At 67.4% G+C, this 22,726-nt stretch carries 15 protein-coding genes; 6 read left to right on the top strand and 9 right to left on the bottom strand.

The features are described from left to right. Window positions 1-5 precede the first annotated feature (5 nt). The 4 genes from CYFUS_RS29970 to CYFUS_RS29960 form a co-directional block, all read right to left on the bottom strand. Window positions 6-476, bottom strand: coding sequence for an NUDIX hydrolase (locus CYFUS_RS29970; RefSeq protein ID WP_095988340.1), 471 nt, complete (start codon window positions 474-476; stop codon window positions 6-8). After that, complete coding sequence (locus CYFUS_RS29965; protein ID WP_332468301.1) at window positions 473-1,909, bottom strand: DUF2380 domain-containing protein; 1,437 nt, start codon at window positions 1,907-1,909, stop codon at window positions 473-475. Before CYFUS_RS29965 ends, CYFUS_RS29970 begins: the two co-directional genes overlap by 4 nt. 204 nt (window positions 1,910-2,113) lie before the next feature. Then, complete coding sequence (locus tag CYFUS_RS51055; protein WP_157758749.1) at window positions 2,114-3,112, bottom strand: hypothetical protein; 999 nt, start codon at window positions 3,110-3,112, stop codon at window positions 2,114-2,116. Between the two features lie 328 nt (window positions 3,113-3,440). Next, window positions 3,441-4,073 (bottom strand): DUF2378 family protein, encoded by a 633-nt coding sequence (locus CYFUS_RS29960; RefSeq protein WP_095988338.1) that lies wholly within the window; start codon window positions 4,071-4,073, stop codon window positions 3,441-3,443. Window positions 4,074-4,271: 198 nt separating this feature from the next. Between CYFUS_RS29960 and CYFUS_RS29955 the strand changes: the two genes are divergently transcribed. Together CYFUS_RS29955 and CYFUS_RS29950 are read left to right on the top strand one after the other, a co-directional pair. After that, window positions 4,272-6,830, top strand: a complete 2,559-nt coding sequence (locus tag CYFUS_RS29955) for a DEAD/DEAH box helicase (RefSeq protein ID WP_095988337.1) — start codon at window positions 4,272-4,274, stop codon at window positions 6,828-6,830. A gap of 71 nt (window positions 6,831-6,901) precedes the next feature. Next, window positions 6,902-9,571, top strand: a complete 2,670-nt coding sequence (locus CYFUS_RS29950; RefSeq protein ID WP_095988336.1) for a phosphoenolpyruvate carboxylase — start codon at window positions 6,902-6,904, stop codon at window positions 9,569-9,571. Between the two features lie 58 nt (window positions 9,572-9,629). Here the strand turns inward: CYFUS_RS29950 and CYFUS_RS29945 are convergent, their stop codons facing one another. After that, complete coding sequence (locus CYFUS_RS29945; protein WP_157758748.1) at window positions 9,630-10,508, bottom strand: hypothetical protein; 879 nt, start codon at window positions 10,506-10,508, stop codon at window positions 9,630-9,632. A gap of 188 nt (window positions 10,509-10,696) precedes the next feature. Here CYFUS_RS29945 and CYFUS_RS29940 point away from each other — a divergent pair, with 188 nt between their 5' ends. Next, on the top strand, window positions 10,697-11,059 hold the full coding sequence (locus CYFUS_RS29940) for a TIGR02266 family protein (RefSeq protein WP_232536890.1): 363 nt from the start codon (window positions 10,697-10,699) through the stop codon (window positions 11,057-11,059). Window positions 11,060-11,087: 28 nt separating this feature from the next. Here the strand turns inward: CYFUS_RS29940 and CYFUS_RS29935 are convergent, their stop codons facing one another. The 3 genes from CYFUS_RS29935 to CYFUS_RS29925 all read right to left on the bottom strand — a co-directional run bounded on the left by CYFUS_RS29935 (window position 11,088) and on the right by CYFUS_RS29925 (window position 13,716). Further along, window positions 11,088-11,576: a GNAT family N-acetyltransferase gene (locus CYFUS_RS29935; RefSeq protein ID WP_095988334.1), complete on the bottom strand. Its 489-nt coding sequence runs from the start codon at window positions 11,574-11,576 to the stop codon at window positions 11,088-11,090. 67 nt (window positions 11,577-11,643) lie between these two features. After that, window positions 11,644-12,705: an alpha-ketoacid dehydrogenase subunit beta gene (locus CYFUS_RS29930; protein WP_095988333.1), complete on the bottom strand. Its 1,062-nt coding sequence runs from the start codon at window positions 12,703-12,705 to the stop codon at window positions 11,644-11,646. Window positions 12,706-12,708: 3 nt separating this feature from the next. After that, window positions 12,709-13,716 carry a thiamine pyrophosphate-dependent dehydrogenase E1 component subunit alpha gene (locus CYFUS_RS29925; protein WP_095992313.1) on the bottom strand — a complete coding sequence of 336 codons (1,008 nt, stop codon included), beginning with the start codon at window positions 13,714-13,716 and terminating at the stop codon, window positions 12,709-12,711. A gap of 410 nt (window positions 13,717-14,126) precedes the next feature. Between CYFUS_RS29925 and CYFUS_RS29920 the strand changes: the two genes are divergently transcribed. The 3 genes from CYFUS_RS29920 to CYFUS_RS51050 all read left to right on the top strand — a co-directional run bounded on the left by CYFUS_RS29920 (window position 14,127) and on the right by CYFUS_RS51050 (window position 20,066). Then, a complete protein-coding gene (locus CYFUS_RS29920; RefSeq protein WP_095988332.1) occupies window positions 14,127-17,114 on the top strand; it encodes a serine/threonine-protein kinase in 2,988 nt (995 codons plus the stop codon). Between the two features lie 557 nt (window positions 17,115-17,671). Beyond that, entirely contained in the window at window positions 17,672-17,875 is a 204-nt protein-coding gene (locus CYFUS_RS54075) for an MGMT family protein (protein WP_269770162.1), read from the top strand. A 1,639-nt stretch (window positions 17,876-19,514) separates the two neighbouring features. Further along, on the top strand, window positions 19,515-20,066 hold the full coding sequence (locus tag CYFUS_RS51050) for a hypothetical protein (RefSeq protein WP_157758747.1): 552 nt from the start codon (window positions 19,515-19,517) through the stop codon (window positions 20,064-20,066). A gap of 56 nt (window positions 20,067-20,122) precedes the next feature. On the opposite strand, the gene CYFUS_RS29900 is transcribed toward CYFUS_RS51050, so the two are convergent. Beyond that, complete coding sequence (locus CYFUS_RS29900) at window positions 20,123-22,654, bottom strand: DUF7594 domain-containing protein (RefSeq protein ID WP_157758746.1); 2,532 nt, start codon at window positions 22,652-22,654, stop codon at window positions 20,123-20,125. Between the last annotated feature and the right edge of the window lie 72 nt (window positions 22,655-22,726).

The following is a 22,726-nucleotide window of genomic DNA, read 5'->3' as shown; positions in this document are numbered from 1 at the left end:
GATATTCAGACTTTCTCGTCTGGTAGGAGAGAGAGCAGTAGCTCGTCGTCGGGACCGAGTGGGTGCCAACCTGGTGGTGGAGGAGTGGCGAGGAGCACATCGCCGACCTGATCGACTCGTTCCTTATGGGTTTCTGGAGTGAAGGTAGACCAGAACCCGAGAGCCTTGGCGACCTTGAAACGGTTTGCGTCGTCCAGCACGGCCGGCCATCCATTCGGGAAGCTCTCGGATAGTTCACGCACGAGTTGTCCGCGCACCAGGCGCGTGAGCTGTTTTCTTCGTTCTGCCTCGGCGACCAACCCGCTGAACACCTGCACCGCGTTGACGTCGTCCTCTCCAAGCTTCTGGGCCAACTCAACCAGCGGGAGGGTAGGGTGCGCTTCAGCAAAAGCGGTGAGAGAGTCGTATCCGCGCTCACGGACCCGCTCATGGATACGGACCCTCCAGTTGCCATCCCAGGAACGCCCATTGCTCATCGCCCTCTCCCGGGAGTGAAAATCATCGGAAGATCATAGCGCTTCATATAGCCCGCGACGATGTCCAAGATTTCGTTCCTCGTCAACATCCGGCCAGCCTTGGTCTCAGCTTTGCGCAGAGCCTCTATGATCATCTGGTTCCATTCACTAGACCATGCGCGACCTATGCGCCAGTCGCCACCGCCATGGATCGCTTCGTGGTGAGCCTGCTCCATTCTGACGCAGAACTGATCGATGCTCATTTCTCCAGTGAAACCACGCTTCTCGAACCACTCGCGGAACTCTCGTGGCAGGACATGGTGTCGAGGTGGCTCGGCCATGCCGGCTCCGGCTCTGCCCGTCACCCGCATGCCGCGCACTTCGGGCCCATCACCCAGTGCGTCGCGCACGCCGCGCGGCAGCTCGTCGTACGACTGGGCCATCATTACCTGGCCGGCCTGAATTCGCACCGCAGCACTGACGACGGGAAAAGAGATGATGCCCGCTTGCACCAGTCGGCGCATCATCTCCACCCAGTCGACGGAGACGACCATCCGCGTACCCATCATCACGCCCTCGCCTCCCGCCACCAGGCTCAGTCCGACTGTGGCGGGAGCAGACGGGGGCAGAGTGGGCAGCGAGAATTTCATCGCTGATACCATGGTGACCATCTCTACGAGCTGAGCCAACAGCATTGCCTGCTCGCCACGCTTCATTGCCATGCGCGCGGTCTCACAGGTGGAATTGAACTCACTGGAGAGATGGCTCATCAGCGCGGGCATGTCTGTCGCCGCAGCCTCCACCTGCGCTGGCTCCAAGGAGGAGAGCGCGGTCATGGAGGGCTCGAGCATCTTCTGCAAGCGATCCATTTTTATGAACAGCATCTCGACACTGATGAAACCTTGCTTGAGCACGACATCGACGAGATTGAGGAAGTCGAGCCATGTCGCGAGCAGGTACGAGCCCATCATGGCGGCCTCAAGCCGTGGGCCGGCGAGGCTCAGGAGAGCAAGCTGCATGTCCGGGTCATCCACCTCCGAAGCGGTGCTGGCCAACCGGGTGGAGGCGGCGAGTTCGGCGTCAATCCACCTCAATTGACGTTCGCCATACTCGACATAGCGGATGAAGACGCCAGAGATTCCGGCGGTGATGCCCCGCTCGCTGGCTTTGAGTTTGGAGAGCACTCTGGAGAATCGGCGAGTGGAGCCAGAGACGTCGAGAACGGCACCGCGAAATGCCAGCTGGGCGGCGAGGGCGTTCTGCCGCGCAGTTCCCGTGGCGTCGTCTGGATCTACTTCCGTCAGAATCTTCCGCGTGGCTTGGCGCTGGTGTCGCCGCTCCGGCTCTTCATGAGGGGAGGGGAATGGAGAAATGAGGGAGCGAGGAGGCTCAACGCTCGACCCTGGCGCCGATGCAGACGCGGCAGTTTCGCGCGGTGTGTAGTGCAGGTTCATCCCCCGGCCAGGTGGTGGTGTCAGCGACGCACAGCCAGTGCACAACAGGGCAGTGACGAGCAGTAGGACTGCCCACTGTGACCGTGACAAGTTAGCGCGCATTGTCCTCTCTCCCAGGCCTCGGGCGCAGCGAGCTTTTGCCTCCTGGCAACAGCAGAAAGTAGTGCCGCGTCCTCAAACAGGGCGAACTGCGAATGTCAACGCTCACACCACTCCATTGACGCTCAGGGCCGCACAGATAACTGGGCCAAATGTGCCCCATACTTGAAGAAGGTCTGCGCTAAGGCCAAGTGTCTCTCGAAGAGTTAGTAGCATTGGTTTGATCACTGAGTGCGGTTGTCGTTGTTCTGCAGGAGCAGCACACTGCTCAGCGATGAACGCCAGTTGTTCTGAAGCTTCCTCCTTCTTGAGCGCCGGTAGATGCTGGTTTGTAGCGAGAGCACCAGCAATCTGACGGAGCGCATCTGCTAGACCCGCGTTGTCTTGCTCGGCCCGTGAAACAGCAGTGTTGAGTCGTTGTTCAACTGCGGCTCCGCCACTAGCTGACGTCACATTCGCACCTGGCGAAGCATGGGAGATTGCTACACTTGCTTGATCGCCTTGTACGTATTGTCCGTAGTTGGTGACGTGGATGGTGGAGGCGATTCGTTTCTCGTCAGTTGTGAATGTCATGCCTTTGCCCAAAACACCCTGTGTTTCAAGGTTTAACGCCCATTCAAGAATTCTGTTTCGGACTGAATCAAAAATGCCGTCAATAGCACTTGGGTAAATGACTCGAACCGCCGGCATCAAGCGGAAGTCGTCGCTAATTTCAATTAGAATCCCTGTTTCCTGGGGAGTGAGATGTGATTCCAGGTGGCCACTCTTGTCAATTCTGGATAGCAGGGAGTCGAGCGTGCCGATTGATTGCCGTATATTGATAGTAGAGAAGTGTTCTGCAAGATCTTTGCTTTTCGGCCCCCATACAACAGGCATCAATCCACGAAACGGGTTCCTCATTCGTAGTTCACACGGAGCCTTTCGATACCGCGGTAACTCTTGGTTGTCCGGGTATCCGTTTAGTTCATGCTCTAGCCATGCGGTGAGATCCGGAAGCCTCAATTTCACCGCCACAACCTTTGCCCGTCGTAGCAACTCAGGAATATCCGTCTTGCTTGTTTGCGCCAAGCTTTGCAACTCTAAGACCAACGATGATTCCGCCATCCTCGATTATCCCTTCGCGCCTTCACCGATATTAACCGCTCACCGGCTTGGGAATAAGAGAACAGCCGAACCCTGTAGGAGGCGCGCAGTGGAAGAATGAAGAGAGGGACTACAAATGACCTATAGAGCAAGTATAGCGCGGCGACACATGCACGAGTGACGCCGCTGCTGACGGGCTTTTACGTAGAGGAGAGAGGTCGATAAGGGCCAAGGGGGAAACCCCGGTGGCGGCCACGTGCCGCGCTTGCCGGGTCTCACCCCTGGGCAGCGAGCACGGGCGGGAGCGCTGCTCGGCTCCTCGCTCACGTGCTCCCCACGGGAGAAGCAGCTACGCCGGAGGCTGGGACTCGGGGGCCCGTCCACCCACGGAGGGCGGAGGGACGAGTGCCGTCTCCACGGCGGTGTCCGTCTGCTCGGACCAGCGCACGTGGTAGGTGGCGGACTGGCCGTCGAAGCCCTCGGGGAGCGCGACCACCCGCTGCCCACCGGTCAGCTCCGCCGTCCGGGCCAGCACTCCCGCCACGAACGTCGGCAGATCCGCGCCGATGTCCGTCAGCCACACCTCCACCTCCGTCGGCCCCCGCTCCACGATTCGCACCTCACTGCAATTGGCGCTCGCGCGGAAACACAGCCGGGCCTGCGTCAGCGTCCGCCGGGGACCCATCAACCGGGCCATCCCGAGCAGCGCGCGCCCGAACAGGGTGGAGAAGTAACCGTCGATGAACCGCTCACCGAGCGAGTAGTACGCCGCCTCCGCGGGCATCCCCGCGTAGACGTGGTCGGCCGCGATCCGGAGGAACTGCTTCCACTGAGCGAGGGTGTAGGTGGGAGCCAGCTTCTGCTCGAGATCCAACCCCGCGTCCGCCAGCCGCTGCCTGCATGCGGGCGTGAGGCGGTTCTCGAGGGCTCGGAGGAAGAGCGCTTCGACGGTTCCTGCGTAGACGAGCTTGTCGCCGGTCATAGGAATGCAGGTATAACCGGTCTCGCGGCTCCAAAGCTACATACCTGTTCAGCAAGCGTGCAGTTATGTACCCTTTGTGTATTCCCCGGTGCGCTGATTCCACCTGCCGTACGCGTGGTCTCATGTGGGGAGAGCGGCGAGCGCGGCTGCACTTTTCCCGGCGGCCGAGAGAGTCACCCGCCTAGAGTTCCCTTCTCCATGCAGACGATTGAATCCCCCCGGGCGCCGCTCGCGGCCCTGCTCCCCGACCGCTCCGCCGGCCCCCTGGCCTCCGACGACATCCTCACCCGCTTCGTCGGCTGGGTGGAGTCCACGGGCCTGTCCCTCTACCCGGCGCAGGAGGAGGCCATCCTCGAGCTGCTCGGGGGCAAGCACCTGTTCCTCAAGACGCCCACCGGCTCGGGCAAGTCGCTCGTCGCCATGGCGCTGCACTTCAAGGCCATGGCCGAGGGCAAGGTGTCCTTCTACACCTGCCCCATCAAGGCGCTCGTCAACGAGAAGTTCTTCGCCCTGTGCGAGGCCTTCGGCGCGGAGAACGTGGGCCTGCTCACCGGTGATGCGGCCATCAACCGCGAGGCGCCCATCATCTGCTGCACCGCGGAGATCCTCTCCAACCTCGCCCTGCGCGACGCCATGCTGCGCGCCGACTACGTGGTGATGGACGAGTTCCACTACTACGCGGACCGCGAGCGCGGCATCGCCTGGCAGCTTCCGCTCATCACCCTGCCGTCCACCACGTTCCTGATGATGTCGGCCACGCTGGGCGACACGCACCTCATCGAGGAGAAGCTCCAGGAGTTCACCGGCCGCGAGGTGGCGAGCGTGCGCAGCGCCGTGCGCCCGGTGCCCCTGGACTTCGAGTACCGCGAGACGCCCCTGCACGAGACCCTCCAGGAGCTCATCCGTCAGGGCAAGGCGCCCATCTACCTGGTGAACTTCTCGCAGCGCGCCGCGGCCGAGCAGGCGCAGAACCTGATGAGCGTGGACTTCTCCACCAAGGAGGAGAAGGAGGCCATCCGTCAGGCGCTGCTGGAGGCCCCCTTCGACACGCCCTACGGCAAGGACTTCCAGCGCTTTTTGCGCCACGGCATCGGCATGCACCACGCGGGCCTGCTGCCCAAGTACCGGCTGCTCGTGGAGCGGCTGGCGCAGACGGGGCTGCTCAAGGTCATCAGCGGCACGGACACGCTGGGCGTGGGGGTGAACATCCCCATCCGCACGGTGCTCTTCACCCAGCTCTTCAAGTTCAACGGCGAGAAGCTCGCGACGCTGAGCGTGCGCGACTTCCAGCAGATCGCCGGCCGCGCGGGCCGCAAGGGCTTCGACACCCAGGGCAGCGTGGTGGCCCAGGCGCCCGAGCACGTCATCGAGAACGTGAAGATCGCCCAGAAGGAGGCCAAGGGTGGCAAGCGGCTGCCGCGCAAGCCTCCGCCCCAGAAGGGCTTCGTCAACTACGACAAGAACACCTTCGAGCGCTTGCAGACGGGGCTGCCCGAGCCGCTCGAGTCCCGCTTCGAGGTGACGCACGGCTTCCTGCTCAACCTGCTCCAGAGCGAGATGGTGGGCGGCGCCGAGGGCTATCAGCGCCTGGTGCGGCTCGTCTTCCGCTCGCACGGTTCGGAGTACATCAAGCGGCGCAACCTCAAGGAGGCCGCGTCGTGCTTCCGCACCCTGCGCAACGCGGGCCTGGTGCTCGTGAACAAGGGGGAGGGCGGCTCGGGTGCCACCGTGACGGTGGCGCCGGGCCTGCAACGAGACTTCTCGCTCAATCAGACGCTGTCGCTCTACCTCCTGGACACGCTCAACAAGCTGGACCACGAGGCGGAGACGTACGCGCTGGACGTGGTGACGCTCGCGGAGTCCATCCTGGAGAACCCCGAGGTGGTGCTCTACGCCCAGCTCCACGAGCTCAAGGGCCAGAAGATCGCCGAGATGAAGGCGCGGGGCATGGAGTACGACGAGCGCATGGCGGAGCTGGACAAGCTCGAGTGGCCCAAGCCCAACCGCGACTTCATCTACACCACCTTCAACGCCTTCGCGGACAAGCACCCGTGGGTGGGCGCGGAGAACATCCGGCCCAAGTCCATCCTCCGCGACATGTACGAGCGGTACATGACGTTCCACGACTACGTGCGCGAGTACGGCCTGCAGCGCAGCGAGGGCGTGCTCATGCGCTACCTGGGTGACTGCTACAAGGCCCTCACCCAGACGATCCCCGAGCGCTACCGCAACGACGAGCTCAAGGACATCATCGAGTGGCTGCGGGCGATGATCCGCCACGTGGACCAGAGCCTGCTGGACGAGTGGGAGCGGCTGAAGAACCCGGGCGAGGCGCTCCTCCCCCGCGCCGAGGCCCCCGAGCGCCGTCCGCAGGAGCTCACCGACGATCCCCGGGCCTTCGCGGCGCACGTGCGCAACGAGCTGTACCGGCTGGTGCGCATGCTCGGCCTGCGGCGCTACGCCGACGCGGTGGCGCTCTTGCGCCTGGACGCGGGGGGCGAGGCGTGGACCGCGGCGAAGCTGGAGGCGGCCATGGCGCCGTACTTCGAGGAGCACGGCAGCGTGGTGCTCACGCCCCAGGCCCGCCGGCCCGCGTACACCCTGCTCAAGGAGACGGGTCCGCGGCAGTGGGATGCCCAGCAGCGCCTGCTGGATCCCGAGGGCCATGGCGACTGGATGCTCGACTGCGCCATCGATCTGACCGACCGCAAGGTGGATGACGGGCCGCTGCTCATCCTGCGCCGGATCGGCACGTAATGGCGTTTTTACCTGGATAGTGCCGTTTCCCCAGTGGATCGGCGCATGGGGGCGGCCTAGCGTGGCGTGTCATGCCTCCCATTCGTCATGTCGATCTGCCGTTGCGCCAGGACGTCCGGCTGCTGGGCCAGCTGCTCGGGGAAGTGATCATCGAGCAGGAGGGCCAGGCCGTCTTCGAGCTGGAGGAGCGCGTGCGTCGCCTCTCCATCGAGCGGCGGCGGGGCCCCAAGTCCGGACGCCGGGCCGCCGCCTCGGAGCTGGCGGCGTTGCTGCGCCGCATGCCCCTGAGCCAGGCCGAGCCCGTGCTGCGCGCCTTCTCCACGTACTTCCGCCTCGTCAACCTCGCCGAGCAGAACCACCGCATCCGCCGCACCCGCGAGCACGAGGTCGCCGGCTCCCGGGGCCCCCAGCGGGGCTCGCTCGAGGCGGTGATGCACTCCCTGCGGCAAGCGGGCGTGGGCGCCGCGCGGCTGCGCGAGGTGCTCCAGTCCATGCGCGTCACCCTCACCCTCACCGCGCACCCCACCCAGGCCGCTCGCCGCACGGTGCTGGAGAAGACGTACCGCCTGGCCCGGCTCCTCGAGAACCGCGACCGCAGCCAGCTCACCCCGCGCGAGAAGGCCGACACCCACGCGGCCATGCGCGAGGAGATCTCCGCCCTCTGGCAGACGGACGAGCTGCGGCGCGAGCGCCCCACCGTGGGCGACGAGGTGAAGAACGTCCTCTGGTACGTGGAGGAGGTGCTCGCCGAGCAGCTCGCGCTCATGCCCGAGACGCTCGATTGGGCCTTCGAGCGCGCCTATGGCGAGCCGCTGGGGGTACTCGCCACCCCCGTGCGTCTGCACTCGTGGGTGGGCGGGGACATGGATGGCAACCCGCTGGTGACTCCCGAGGTGTTCGCGGACACCCTGCGCGCCCACCGCGCCCGCGGACTGCGCGCCCTGCGCACGCAGATCGCCCGGTTGGGCTGGGTGCTCACCCAGTCCGAGCGCCATACCCATGTCTCCGAGGAGCTCCGGAGCTCGCTCGCGCAGGACGCCCGTGTCCTGCCCGAGGTGATGACCCGCTACGGCGCGCGCACCGAGGGCGAGCCCTGGCGCCGCAAGCTGCGCTTCATCGAGGGCCGGCTCCAGGCCGCCCTGGTCTACGTCGAGGGCCGCCGAGCGGGCCGCGCCGATCCGCTTCCCGATGCCGCCTACCGCTCGCCCGCGGATCTCCTCGCGGACCTGCACCTGCTCGAGCGCTCGTTGCAGGCGGCCAGGGGGGGACACGCGGGCGTGCGGAAGATTCAACGCCTCATCGCCCTGGTGCGCGCCGTGGGCTTCCACCTGGCCGAGCTGGAGGTGCGCGCCCCCGCCGAGGACGCGCGTAGCGCCGCCGCGTCCCTCAAGGGAGGCCCCGCGCCGACGGAGGGCGGCAAGCGCCTCCTGGCCGTGCTCCAGCGCATGCGCGAGGCCCAGTCCGAGTCGGGCGAGGGCTGCTGCCGCACGCTCATCCTCTCCATGGCCTCCACTGCCGAGGACGTGCTGGCGGCGTTCGAGTGCGCGCGGGCCTCGGGGTTGTGGGACGAGGCGCGCGGGTGCGCCACCGTGGACGTGGTGCCCCTCTTCGAGCAGCTCGGCGCGCTGGATGATGGGCCGCGCGTGCTGCGCGAGCTGTTCACCCATGCCGAGTACCGCCGGCACCTCTCGGCCCGGGGTGTCCAGGAGGTGATGGTGGGCTACAGCGACTCGGGCAAGGAGGTGGGGCTGCTCGCCGCGAGCGCCGCGCTCTACCGCGCCCAGTCCGCGCTCACCCAGGTGGCGCGTGAGGCGGGCATCCGGCTGCGCCTCTTCCACGGCCGCGGCGAGACGGTGGCGCGCGGCGGTGGTCCCGCCCAGCAGGCCATCCTCGCGCTGCCCCGGGGCAGCGTCGGCGGCACCTACAAGGCCACCGAGCAGGGCGAGGCGTTGGATCACAAGTACGCCCGGCCCGAGCTGGCCCGGCGCACCCTGGAGCTGGTGCTCGGTGGCGTGCTGCTGCACTCGCTCGACGCGCAGCCGCGCCTGGCCCCAGAGGAGGAGCCCGCCTTCCGCGCCGCCTTCGACGAGCTGGCGGAGATGGGCCGCCGCGCCTACCGCGCGCTCGTCTGGGAGGACGAGCGCTTCGTGCCCTTCTTCCAGGCGGCCACCCCCATCGAGGAGATCGCCGCGCTGCCCATCGGCTCGCGTCCGAGCAAGCGCGCCGCCGGAGGCCTCGAGTCGCTGCGCGCCATCCCCTGGGTGTTCTCCTGGACGCAGAACCGCGCCATCCTCCCCGGCTGGTACGGCGTGGGCTCGGCGCTGGAGGAGCTGGGCTCGCGGCCCGAGGGCCTCACGTTGCTCACGCGCATGTACCGGCAGTGGCCCTACTTCCACGCCGTCATCGACAACGTGGCCATGGTGCTCGCCAAGTCGGACATCGCCATCGCCTCGCGCTACGCGGCGCTGGCGCCCGAGTCCACGCGGCCCTTGTGGGAGCGCATTCGTGCCGAGTACTCGCGCACCCGCCGCTGGGTGAAGCGCGTGACGGGCGAGAAGCGCCTGCTGGCCAACAACCGCCAGCTCCAGCAGAGCATCGCCCTGCGCAACCCCTACATCGATCCCATGTCCTTCCTCCAGGTGGAGCTGATGCGGCGCAAGCGCGCGGGAGAGGACCACTGCGATCGGCCCCTGCTGCTCACGCTCGCCGGCATCGCCGTGGGCATGCGCAACACGGGGTGAGGCCTCGTCTCCGGGGCCTCTCGTCGTCCGAGGCCCCGGAGGAGCAGGGCAGGGCGCGCTACCGCACGCAGACGCCCACGCCGGGGTAGTCCTGGAGGGGCCGGCACGTCTGTGCGCTGTCGCAGCCCGGCGAGCCCGAGGGGGCGCGGCACAGCCGGCGGCACACCTGGCCTGCTCCGTCCTTCACGCAGGCGCTGCCCTCCTGGCAGTCATTCACGTACGCGCACGGCTCGCCCTCGGCGATCGTTCCCGCCGTGACGCACACGCCGCCGCTCTTCGGCGAGGGATAGCACCCGCGCGAGTCCGTGCAGTCACGCGCGAGCACGTCGCACGTGGTGCCGGGAGCGCCACACACCCTCGGCCGCTCGTGGGAGCCCTCGAAGCGCAGCACGTCGATGCAGTCGCGGGGCGCCGTGCACTGCTCACCACTGTGGCAGAGGCGCTGGCAGGTGAACGTGCTTCCCCCCGACGAGGTGGAGCGATCCGTACAGGACAGTCCCGGCGCGCACGTGTCGTAGAAGTCACCCCCGGCCGTCGCGACGCTCTGGCAGGCGCCGCCCTCGGCCACCGTGCCCGTGCTCGCCGGGATGCAGCGGCGGGCCGTCACGTTGTCGTGCCGCACGTAGGCGCACCGGTTGCCCTCGGGACAGTTCTGCGCCACCGGATCGCACTCTCCCGTGAAGCACAGGTTTCCCAGGCCCCCATCCGCGAGCACGCCCCGCAGGCACACCGCGCCGGCCGCACAACCCGTTTGCGCCGCCACGTCACAGTCCGTTTCCGTCCCCGGGTCCGGCATTCCTCCGTCTGAAGTTCCTCCATCCCGGAACACTCCGGAATCAGTGCCCGTGCCCGCATCCGGGGTGATGACATCGCCGCGGCAAGCCGCCATCAGCCCGACGATGAGGACACCGCTGCACACGAACAAATCCGCTCGCATTGACGCTCCCGTCGCAGAAACGAACGGGACTAATAAGACGTCCGAGGAGAAACGGCCCCCCCTTGAACAGGACATGGAGGACAGCGGACACTTCTCCTCACTTCGCGGTCCTCGAGTGGATGCGCCTCCGTGTGGGGCTCCCTATAAAAGGACCTCACCGACTCACACGCCCGAGGGAATCAGTGCGCATGACCACCAAGTCTGCCGATATGACGGAGTCACCGGCGGCGCTGTACGCCAACCGGAGATCTCACGAGCGGGTGGCCGCGACGTTCGATGTCCGCTTCGAGCAGACGCAGGACGCGGCGCGCGCCTTGAGGGCCTACTCGCTCAACCTCTCGGCGGGGGGCCTGTGCCTGCGCACGCGCCGCTCCTACGACGTGGGCTCGCGCGTGCGCCTGCAGATGTCCGTGAGCGGCGAAGACTTCGAACTCGAGGGCATCATCTCGTGGGTGCGGGATGACGCCGAGGCGATCGGCGTGCGCTTCGTGGACGTGAAGGAAGAGGATCAGCTGCGCCTGCAGCGCGTGGTGGGCAGCTTCAAGCGCTGAGCGTGGCCCGTGAGGGCCGCCCGGTGCATCAGCCGTGCTGGCCCTCGAACTCGGTGTAGCGCATCACCGTGCGGTCCACGAACTGGAAGCCGCACGACGCGTAGAAGTTCTGGAGGGACTCCTGGGCGTAGGCGCTCACCTCGATGCGCTTGACGCTCAGGGCCCGGGCGCCACACCGCTCGATGACCTGCTGGATGAGGGCCCGGCCCACGCCGCGGCGCCGCCAGCTCTCCGTCACCACCAGCTCGTCCACCGTGGCGATGCGCCCGCGCAGCCGCAGCTGCGGCCGGTGCGACAGCGACACCATCCCCACGGGACGATCCTGTGAGTCGGCCGCCACGAAGATTTCGATTTCCGGATGGCTGATGACCCAGTGGACCGTCTGGGCATCCGAGCCATGGGGATAGCCCATCTCACGCAGCAGCGTGGCGAGGCTCTCGGAGTCTCCCCGGCGCGCACGGCGGATGCGGAAGGTCGGTGCGTCGGGAGCGGGGGTTCGGGTGGGCGTCGGTTGCACGGCACCTCAGTCTACACCATGGAGCCGCCCCCCTCGCAAAGCCCTGAGGCCCGGGGGGGCGGGAAAATCAGGGCTGTTCGGAGGCCAGCGCGCGCACGGCGGCGGTGATGTCCCCCAACTGGGGCACCGACGCCATCTCCAGCGTGTCGGCCAGGCCGATGCCCGGCACGAACTTGCCGGCCAGCAGCCGCGGCGGCGCGAGCAGCTTGAAGAACAGCTCCTCCACCGTGCGGCGCACCAGGTGCTCGCCGAAGTTGGTCACCTCGGTGTCCTCGTTGACGAAGAGCACCCGGCCCGTCTTCTCGATGGAGCCCCGGATGAGCTCCCAGTCATAGGGCCAGAGCGAGCGCAGATCGATGACCTCGGCGTCCACGCCCTCGCTCGCCAGCTCGTCCGCGGCCTTCTTGCACAGGGGCAGGGTGCGGCCGTAGCTCACCACCGTCAGCTGCGAGCCCGGGCGCACCACCTTGCCCTTGCCGATGGGCACCGCGTACGCCCCGAGCCCCTCGGGCCACTGCGGCTTCCACTGCGAGCGCTGATCGCCCAGGGGCGCGTCGATGAGGCGGGAGAGCTGCTTGTCGTCGTCGGGCTCGCCCGGAATCCGCTCCTCGCCCTTGATGCGCAAGAGCGCCTTGGGCTCCAGGTACATGACGGGGTTGATCTCCTGGCACGCGGAGATCATCAGGCCGTACGCATCCAGCGGATTGGAGGGGATGACGATCTTCCAGCCGGGGATGTGGGTGGCCGTCGCGTCGAAGGAATGCGAGTGGTAGAGCGAGCCGCGGATGCCGCTGCCCACCGGGGTCTTCACCACCATGGGCAGGTTCCAGTCCCCATGGCTCGCCCAGCAGGTGTTGCCGGCGATCTTCAGCAGGTCGATGGTGTTGTAGATGTAGTCGGCGAACTGGATCTCCGCGACGGGGCGCTGGCCGGCCATGGCCAGACCGATGGCCATGCCGATGATGCCCCGCTCGTCCAGGGGCGAGTTCCACGCCGTCTTGAGCCCCTGCGTCACGGTGAAGACGCCGCCCAGGGGGGCGCCCACGTCCTCGCCGAAGATGTCGGTGACGCCCAGGTTCTCCTCGGCGTAGTGCAGCGCCATGCGAATGGCTTGAGCCATGTTGGCCATGGGTTACTTCCTCTCCGCGAAGATGTGGTTCCAGATGGTCTCGGGGCCCGGCAGCGGCTCCTCGCGCACCTGGCGGGCCAGGGCGGCGATGTCCTCGGTGTAGCGGCCGCGCAGCGCGTCCATGTCCGCCCGCTTGAGCACGCCCTTCTTCTCCAGGTGCTCCTCGAAGCGCGTCAGGCAGTCCAGCTCGCCGCCCACCATGTTCGCCCCCGACGCCGACGAGTGGCCGTACAGGCGCGACACCATGGCCTCCAGGAGGAAGGGCTTGCGCTCGCGGCGCACGTACTCCATGGCCTCCTTGAGCTCCTGGTAGGCGACGATCGGATCATTGCCGTCGATCGTCCGGGTACGGATGTTGAAGGCCTTGCCGCGCTCGGCGATGTGCGTCTCGCCGTGCTGGGTGTTGGCCGGCGTGGAGATGCCCCACTTGTTGTTGGTGACGATGATGAGCACGGGCAGCTCCATGCCCGGGCGCGAGCTCCACACCAGGCACGAGGCGAAATCCCCCTCGGCCGTGCCCGCGTCTCCGCCGGTGACGATGGTGATGCCCTCGCCCCCGTGGCGCTTCTGCGCCAGGGCCGTGCCCGGCGCCATCGCGTACTGCACCTCGATGGGCGAGGAGACCGGGGCGATGTTCCACTCGCGCTTGGAGTAGTGGCCCGCGAAGTTGCGGCCTCCCGAGTACGGGTCCGACGCCGTGTTCTTCATCTGCCGCAAGGAGCCGAGGGGCTCCTCGCCCAGCGCCAGCATCGTGGCCGACTGCCGGTAGTGCGCGTGCAGGTAGTCGTAGGCCGGGCCCTGGCCCTTCTTCATCAGCAGGCCCAGCGGCACGTTGAAGGCCTCCTCGCCGGGGCCACCAATCCAGAAGTAGCCGTGCCCCTGCTTGTACATCTGGATGAGGCGCTCCTCGAGCACGCGCGCCTTCACCATCAGGTCATGAATCCGGACCAGCAGCTCCCGGTCGAGCGGGAGCGCTTCCTCTTCGCGGTTGATCAGGCGGGGTTTGGACACGTGCGTCTCTCGGTTCATGGAAGGAGAACGCGCCCCCTATACCCCAAAGGGGCTCCGGAATCTGCCTCGTGAACCACGTGTCTCCCTCTGGGAAACATGCCGCAACGCGGCACCGGCCCGGCCCGCACCACGCGTGTTCCGCGGCGGGGTCCCCCCGGTGGGGATGCCTGCTCGCCAGGTCTGCTGGAAGCCCACGGGGGCGTGGTGGGGGACGCCGCCCGAGAACGAGGTGCGGCGGAGGCGTCAAGCACTTCCCTGGATCCGCCCCGGGTCCCTCCCGCCCAGGTCCGGTCCGGCCTCACGCGCCGGGGAAAATACGCTACAGTCCCCAGGTTCCCCATGACGGGATGACGCCGTGCGCGTGCCCCCGCGCCGGATGGGATGTTCTGGACTCGCGAGGAGTTGGGCTGGTGGAGACGCAGGGCTGCAGTGCCACGATCAACCGCGTGCGAGTGGGCACCATCCACCACGTCCGCATCGCGGGCGTCATCGATGAGACGTTCCCGCTGACCTCGAAGATCAGGGATCTCGTCGGCTTCATCGTCCTCGATCTGGGCCAGGTGGAGCGCATCAGCTCCTTTGGCGTCAGCAAGTGGATCGAGTTCACCAGCAAGCTGCCCCCCGGGGCCCTGTCGCTCTATCTGGTGAACACGCCCCCGGTGATGGTGGATCAGCTCAACATGGTGGAGGGCTTCGCCGGCGTGGCGCGGGTGCTGTCCGTGCTGGCCCCCTACCTGTGCCGCGCCTGTGGCGAGGATCGGCTGCGGCTGGTGGATCTGCAGGCCGAGGCGGCGGTGATCGCCGAGGGCCGCGCCCCCGTGCACACCTGCCCGGTATGCGCCGGCAAGCTGGAGTTCGCGGACCTGCCGAGCGAGTTCTTCGACCACGCCCGGCGCCAGCAGTTCGGCACGGTGGACCCGCTGGTGATGCGCTACCTGCGCGCCATCATGCCCAGCGCCCCCGTGCCGCTCACCACCCACCTGAAGATCGTCCAGGACGACATCACCTACATCACCCTGGCCAGCGAGCTGACGGGGGACCTGAACGTGCGGCGGCTGGCCACGGGCCTGGAGGGGCGCGTCGCCTTCGACTTCTCCCACGTCTCGCGCGTGGAGCCCGACGCCATCCCCAAGCTGGAGCAGGTGCTCGACACCGCCTCGCGCGGCGCCCAGGTGGTGCTCTGCCGCGTCACGCCGCCCGCGCTCACGGCCCTCGCGCGCTTCAGCCGACCGTCCGCCGCGCGCATCAACACCCTGTGGCTTCCCAGCGAGTGCCGCCACTGCGGCAACGAGAACCCCCAGCGCACCCTGGCCTCCGAGTACCTCGCCCGGCTGCTCGCCAACGCCAGCCCCGAGCGCGAGTGCCCCGTGTGCGGCGGCACCGCGCGCCTGCCCGCCATCCCCCAGCTCGTGCAGCTGCTCAGCCAGACCCCCCTGGTGGAGACGCGCCTGGAGGACATCGAGGCGCTCGAGCCGCGCGCCCTCAGCCAGTACCTCTTCTCCACGAACACCGAGCCCTCGGAGAACGAGGGCAGGGAAAGCACTTCGGACCTCAACAACGACATCGGCGCCACCCGGCTGCGCGTGCTGCGGCGGCTGGGGCAGGGCGGCATGGCCGAGGTGTTCCTCGCCCGCCAGGTGGGGGTGAAGGGCTTCGAGAAGTACGTGGTGATGAAGAAGGTGCTGTCCCAGTACGCGGAGAACACCGACTTCGTCGACATGCTCTTCGCCGAGGCCCGCGCCAACGCTCGCCTCACCCACCCCAACGTCGTGCAGACGTTCGACATGGGCATGTCCGAGGGCGTGGCGTACATCCTCATGGAGTACGTGCGCGGGCCGGACCTCAAGCGGCTCATGACGGAGATGAAGCGCAAGGGCATCTCCCTGCCGCTCGAGCACGCGCTGCGCATCATCTCCGAGACGGCCGCCGGCTTGCACTACGCCCACAGCTACGTGGATCCCGCCGGCGTGTCCCACCCCGTGGTGCACTGCGACGTCAGCCCCCACAACATCCTCGTGTCGCTCGATGGCGCCATCAAGCTGGGCGACTTCGGCATCGCCAAGGTGCAGGGCGAGGAGGTGGCCCGCTCGGGCGTGGTCAAGGGGAAGATTTCCTACATCTCCCCGGAGGCCGCCGCCGGCCGGCCCCTGGACGCGCGCAACGACGTGTTCTCGCTCGGCGTGGTCTTCTTCGAGCTGCTCACCGGCCAGCTCCCCTTCAAGCGCGACCACGACGCGGCCACGCTCAGCTCCATCGTGCGCGACCCCGCCCCCGTGCCCTCGCAGCTCAAGCCGGAGATTCCCCAGGACGTGTCGGAGATCATCCTGCGCACCCTGGAGAAGGATCGCATGCGCCGCACGCCCTCGGCCGCCGCCCTGCGCGAGGAGATCGAGGCGGTCATGGTCCGCCTCGGCCTGCACTCCTCCCCCGCGGAAGTGGCCCGGTTCTTCCTCAACACGCTGGGGGATCGGCTCGCGGAGTTCGGCCCCATCTCGCCCGCCACCGGCTCGTTCCCCGCCGTGGTGTCGGCCTCGAACAGCCCGACCCGGACCGGACCCTCGCCCATCTTGAAGGGGTCCACCGGGGAGACCCCCATGGAGCCTCCGCCCCCCGGAACGGCCTTGAAAAGCCCGAACTGGACCGGACCCTCGCCCATCCTGAGGGGCTCCACTGGGGAGACCCCCATGGTTCCCCCGCCCGCCGGGACAGCCCTGTCCGCCGTCCTGGCGGCGCCTGTTCCGCCCGCCACCCCGGCCGCTCAGCCTCCGGTCTCGCCGGCCCCGGCGGCTCCTCCGGTCGTTCCTCCGGCCGCTCCGCCCAAGGTCTCGCCGGCCCCGCCCCCCTCGGCGGAGGTGGTGCCAGCGGCCTCTCGCGCCATCCCCACGCGTTGGGTCGTGGCCGGTGTCATCGGACTGCTGAGCCTGATCGCGGTGGGCGTGGTCGTGGCCGCGAGCCGCTCGGGAGCGAGCGTCGAGGTGCTCAATCGGGAGCCCGGGGAGCAGCTCTACGTCGCCGGTCTGCGGGTGGAGGATCCCCAGACGCTCGATCCGACGGAGGTGCGCCAGCGCATCATCTCCACCTCGGTGGAGGGCCGCCTGCGCCGCTTCGGCCTCGCGGTGCGCGAGGACGTCCTCGACGTGCACACCCTCACCGAGACCCAGCCCGTGCCGGGCAGCCAGGGCACGTTGAAGGTGAGCGAGCCCACGGGCTGTCTCGTCGAGGTGGACGGCCGCATGGCGCCGGGAACGACGCCGGTCTCCCTGTCCATCGAGGCGGGCCGGGAGCTGGAGGTGCGCGTGAGCTGCCCCCAGCATCCCACCTGGTCGCGGCGGGTGATGGCGGTGCCGGGACAGGAAGTGGTGGCCGTCGCGCGGGCGCACGAGCCCGCTACTCCTTGAATCTCGGGAATGGGACTCGAATTCAGCTGCGTGGCGCCACCGTCCCGAGACGATGGCCGCAGCAAACGAGCCCGCCGTGCGGATGCTGGGCCTGGGCACGGATGCCGCTGGACTGGAGGCTCGGACCGGACGCGATGAGCAGGTCGCCCGTCTCGTGGAGGGTCGCGCGGACTACGTGTCCCGCTCGCTCCCGCGCCCTTCCATGCGCTGGCCTGGGCCATTATCGGTCAGCAGATCAACCTGGGCATCGCGACCTCGCTGCGGCGGGAACTGATCAAGCTGGCGGATGGCCCATCGAGGGCTCGGACGGAATGTGCGCGCATCCGACCGTCGCCGAGGTCGCAGCGCTGGACGTTGGCACGCCACGTCCCGGTGCTTCTAGTGCTCGAAGGCCGAGTACCTGCTGGTGCTGCGCGGGCCGTCGCGGAAGGGACGCTGCCGTTTGAGGAGCTTATCGCGGGCTCGGCCCGGGCCGCGTAGGAGCGGCTGCTCGAACTCAGGGGCTGCGGGCCCTGGACCGCGCGCTACGCGATGATGCGCGGCCTGGGCTTCGCCGATTGTGTCCCCATTGGGGACAGCGGCCTGAGCACGGGGTTGCAGCGCATCCGCAGCCTCACCCGAGCGCGCTCGTGGTGCCGTGCCACCGGGTAAATGGTTCCAGCCTCGCGCTCACGGGCTACGCGGGCGGGCTCAAGCTCAAACGCGCCCTGCTGGACTTCGAGCGGGGGGTGAACCGAGTCCTGAATCAGGACTCGGACTGACCACCCCCGCTGGCTGTGAACGAAGGCGCTTGGTTCGCAGTTGGCGGGTTCGACTGACGGTGATTGCTGTCGTCCTGACGTTTCAGTTCGTCATTCCCTGCTCAACTCAGCGAATGGTGGCACGAAGGCGTGTGGCCGAGTAGTCCGCGGAGGAACTCAAACAACCGGCTGTTGCGCCAGACCAGCCCGTCTGTTGAACGGTGACGGCGTGACTTCCGGCGTCCAACTGAAGTGTTCGGCGCATGCTCCACGGACACCACCAACCCGCAGCGGAGGAGCTGTCAGTCCCACATCCCACGATCACATCGCCCCAAGCAGGCTCTCCATAGGAAACATTGTCTACAAAAAAGCGAAAGCCGCAGTGAGTGGCATTACCTTGGTTGCCTGCAATGCCATTAATCGAACCATTGGCGTCCAGGTCGACCGTTGATCTTTGAGGCAGGACGAAGTTGATGGTCGTGCCAGGCACGGAGGTCCACTTAAGCCCGGTCACTCGGACCTCGCCAGTCTGTTGAGCCGTGTAGATGGCGGTAATAATCCCCGATTGGCCCGGAGGCCCAACGGGCCCTTGAGGACCCGTGTCACCCTTGGGCCCCTGGGGACCCGCTGCGCCCGTATCACCCTTGGGCCCTTGGGGACCCGCTGCGCCCGTGTCACCCTTGGGCCCCTGGGGACCTGCTGCGCCCGTGTCACCCTTGGGCCCCTGGGGACCCGCTGCGCCCGTATCACCCTTGGGCCCCTGGGGACCCGCTGCGCCCGTATCACCCTTGGGCCCCTGGGGGCCTATGGGCCCTCGGGGTCCTGATGCCCCCAGGGTGACAACGAGGACATCGTTCTGAATCGGAAGAGTGCCTGTTGATAGGGTCAGGAGGTATGACCCCACGGCGCCCAGGAAGGTCGCTGGCAGTGAGGCGGCGATCTCAGTGTCCTTGGTGGAGAGAAGAGGGACGGGAACTCCTGCCAGCTTGATGGCTGGGCTTGCGCCATTGGTGAAGTTTTCGCCGTTGATGTAGAGCGTTGAACTCGCGTAATCCACATCAACACCCAGGATGACCAACTGCGATACTGCCTGGGCGTGTGCTGAGCCCGATGCAAGAAGGCCGGACACAAGACAAGTCAACACCAGGGCGGTATGGGTTGGCCGCATGGTTGGAAAGTAATAGGACACTTTATGCGTTCTCTTTTGAGAGTGTACGCCGGAGTTGGCGACTGGTAAGAATTGTTTCCCACGAAGTCCATGATTGTCCAGAGCAGGCAGGCGGCGGGGTGTCAGAGAGGTTTATTGTTCCGCCACGCCGGTACTCCTTCCGATTCAAAATATGGTGGGCGTGGGCAACTGGCGGAGAATGTCGTCGAGTTCCAGGGGCGGGGTGGTTTCACGCAGAACGTGTTTTCGTTGGGTGCCTGGGTCAATCTCGCGGAGAGGGGAACACACCTTGACCGAATTCGTCGCCTTCATACGCCAACGGCCCGCCATGTTCATCGGAGACCTAGAAACCTACGGTCTCCATCGCTTACCGCTGAGCTTGCTGCACGCGGGAACCATCGCCGCCAGGGTTTCATCCCGGATCGCTCCCTCTTCGCACACACCCGCTTCTCCAGTTTGCCGCTCTCGGGGCGGATGGAGGAGCTGGCCGCCTTGTTCCCTCGCGTGACGTACCGCTTGCGCGACGCCGTGCTTCAGCGGGAGGAGCGATACCGTTTCGAGCAGGGGCTCGGTGACTACTGCGCGCGGCTCTCCGCGCCCGCGCTCCCTCTGCACGCCCCCTGGTGCTTCGAGGGTCACCGGGGCACGACCCGGGTCCGGCTCGTGCTCCAGTGGTGCCAGGAGCCGGGGAGCCGCCTGGTGTCCTGGGTGAACCTGCACAGGGCTCACGCGGGAACGCATCTCGAGGGGTTGTTGGATGGCCTCCGTCTGGCGCCCCACGACGCCACGGAGTCGAGGCCTCATCTCCGTATCCCGCTCTACATTCCCTCGGAGCTTCTCAACGGGCTCACCGTGCTGTTCGAGGTCTCCATTCCCCAGCCAATCTGGGATGGATCCCTCAAGGGCGATCTCGCCAATGAGGAGTGCGAGTTCGATGTGGCCGAGCTTGTCCAGGCCTGGCTGCGCCAGCGCTTCGAGGCCGAGCCGGTGGTCACGGAGCGGATCCTGGAGCACGCCCTCGGGCGGTACATCACCCGAGGGTAGCTGGACTTCGAAAGAGGCCACGGGGAGACGCCCTCGCGTCTCCCCGTCACCCGGAACTAGGGAGTGAGCCGCAGGTAGAACAGGTCGGAGGCTCCGCGCGGCGTGTACGTCACCCCGTCGTGCTGGAACGGCTGGGCGAAGTCTCCGCCGATCAACACGTCTCTTCCGGGCGTCGGAGCCAGCAGCATCCGGGGCCCGTAGTAGTCCCCCGTGAACTGCTGCTCGAGCGAGCGGGACCAGAGGTGCGCGCCCGTCGCGGTGTAGCGCGCCACGAAGGCCGAGTTCGCGACGCGCATGTCCGGACCCACGACACCGCCACCCAGGTCGACATTGGTGCCAAAACCCGAGACCGTGTAGGTGTCATCGCTCGCCGCGACGAGGCCCTGGAGCCGGGTCTCCTTGAGGTCGCGCAGGGCCTTGTCGCCGCCCGTGGCGCTCAGCGTGCCCGTGAAGCCATTGACGTTTCCCGGGTAGCCCTGATCCCACGGAGCGCCTCCGGTGTACGTCCCGCCCCCGAAGGTGAAGGTGGCGCCCAGGTTGGCGGCGAAGGCCACGTCGCCATTGTGCAGCGGCCGGACGGCGATGACCTCGCCGAAGACCCTGGAGGGGTCCTGGAACACCCGCTTCCACTGGAGCGAGCCCGTGGCGCCGTCGTACTTCGCGAGGTAGGGCGCGCTCCAGGCGATCGGCTGCCCATCACCGAGGTCCGCGCCGGAGTTGGCCCGGCCCGCCACGAAGACATTGCCCGCCGCGTCGGTGCTCACCGCCCGGGTCTTCGCAGTGGGCTCGGAAGGAGCCCCCTCCGTGGCACGAGACCAGACATGCTGGCCCTGCCAGTCGAACTTCGCGATGAAGCTGCCCGGGTAGGCATCCTCGCTGTAGACGCTGTTGCGACCCGCGAAGAGCACGCCGCCTCCGAAATCCACCTCTCCATGGAAGTTGCCCACGACGATGAGGCTGCCCTGGGCATCGGTGGCCACCGCCTCCGCCTGGATGGGCCAGTACTGGAGTTCCTGATCCGGGACGTAGAAGTAGGTGGCGACGAAGCCGTGGCTCCACACGGGTTGGCCGGAGGGAGAGAACTTCGCGATGAATGTTCCCGCGCCCCACTGGAAGGGCACCTCGGGCAGCGCACCCGTGCCGAGGTCGGGCGAGCCGGCGTAGATGCCCACCACGAGGATGTTGCCCTCGGGCGTGACCGTGAGCGACTGGGGGCGGACGTTCGCGGTGGTCACCTGCCGGGTCCACAGGGCCGTGCCCGCCGCGTCGTAGCGCGCGAGGGCGAAGCCCGTTCCATCCGGGAAGGGCGCGTCACCAAAGCGGCCCGCCGCCACGAAACCGCCATGGGAGTCGGCGCTCAGCGCGATCAGCCGCTCGTCGCCCGCTCCGCCGTAGTGCCGGGTGAAGCCCGTGCGGCCCCCGGCCGTGCCCCGGTAGGTGCAATAGGGGCCCGACTCCAGCTCGACGCGCAGTTGGGGATGCCGCTCGGCCGCCGCCGCGTTCGACGACACGAAGTCCACCCCATCATCCGAATCCGATTGGAGCCCGAAGAAGAAGGCACCCCGCTTGTTGACCACGTCGCTCGTGACGTCCGCCTCCACCCAGGTGTTGGCGGTGATGGCACCGAGATCCGCCAACGGCGGGCCCACGAGGGTCGGCCGGGTGTTCCAATCGAAGTCATAGTCCGGCCAGGTCCAGCCCCCCTGCGTGGCGTGGATCCGCGGGCCATTGTTGGTGCCGTTCGTGGCGTACAGCCGCACCGTGGCCCGCTTCACGTTCCACGCGTCGAGGTCGTAGATGCCCGAGTTGGAGAAGAACAGGTGCGACTCGTACCGCGTGGGGCTCGAGTCCACGAGCAGCGCGGGCTCGTCGCCGAAGCGCTGGGTGGGCTGGGCCTCGGACACGTAGGTATCCCCGTACGCCCCCTCGGTGCGGGTCTTCGTGTAGACGCGCGGCAGGCAGTTGGGCTCGGAGTCCACCGTGAGCACGAGCTGGGGCCGTCGATCCGCCCGGCTGTTCTCGCGCGAGGCGAAGCCCACGCCATCCGCCGAGGTGGCCTTCAGGATGAAGGTGTAGTCGCCATTGCCATGCACCGTGGCCGACACGTCGAAGTCCGCCCAGGTTCCACTGGTGAGCGCCGCCTTGTCGTCCAGCAGATCCTGCTCGGAGGCGAGCGGCGACCGGTTCCAGGTGAGCGTCGAGTCCTGCCAGTCCCAGTTGCGCGTGCCGTAGAGCCGCGGTCCGTCCGTGGTGCTATCCGTGACGTACAGGCGCAACCTCGCGTGGGTCACCGTGCCCGACACCCCGGTGACGTTGAAGCGCAGAAATCCTTCCTCCTGGGGAGACTGGTCCACGCTCAGCGTTTCCCCGCTTCCGAAGTTCTGCTCGGGCGCGTCCCGTCGCGCGACCGCATCCGCGCTCGGCGCGAGGGTCAACGTCGTGACCAGGGCCTGTTCCACCCGCGAGGCGGGCGCCTCGCTCCGGGCCTCCGCCTGCCCGCTGTCCCCTCCCGTACCGCAGTGGGTCAACAACGCCACCGCCGCCACTCCGCCCATCCACCTCGCGCCCCACCCCAATCCACGTCTCATCTCGTGCCCACCTCGTGATGCGGCTCGTCCGCCGCACACGCGGGGTATGCACCCACTGTGCCCGTGAGTGTC

Source organism: Cystobacter fuscus (assembly GCF_002305875.1).
Taxonomy (GTDB): domain Bacteria; phylum Myxococcota; class Myxococcia; order Myxococcales; family Myxococcaceae; genus Cystobacter; species Cystobacter fuscus_A.
Note: the sequence above shows the minus strand (reverse complement) of the source record. Positions and strands in the feature narration are given on the sequence as shown.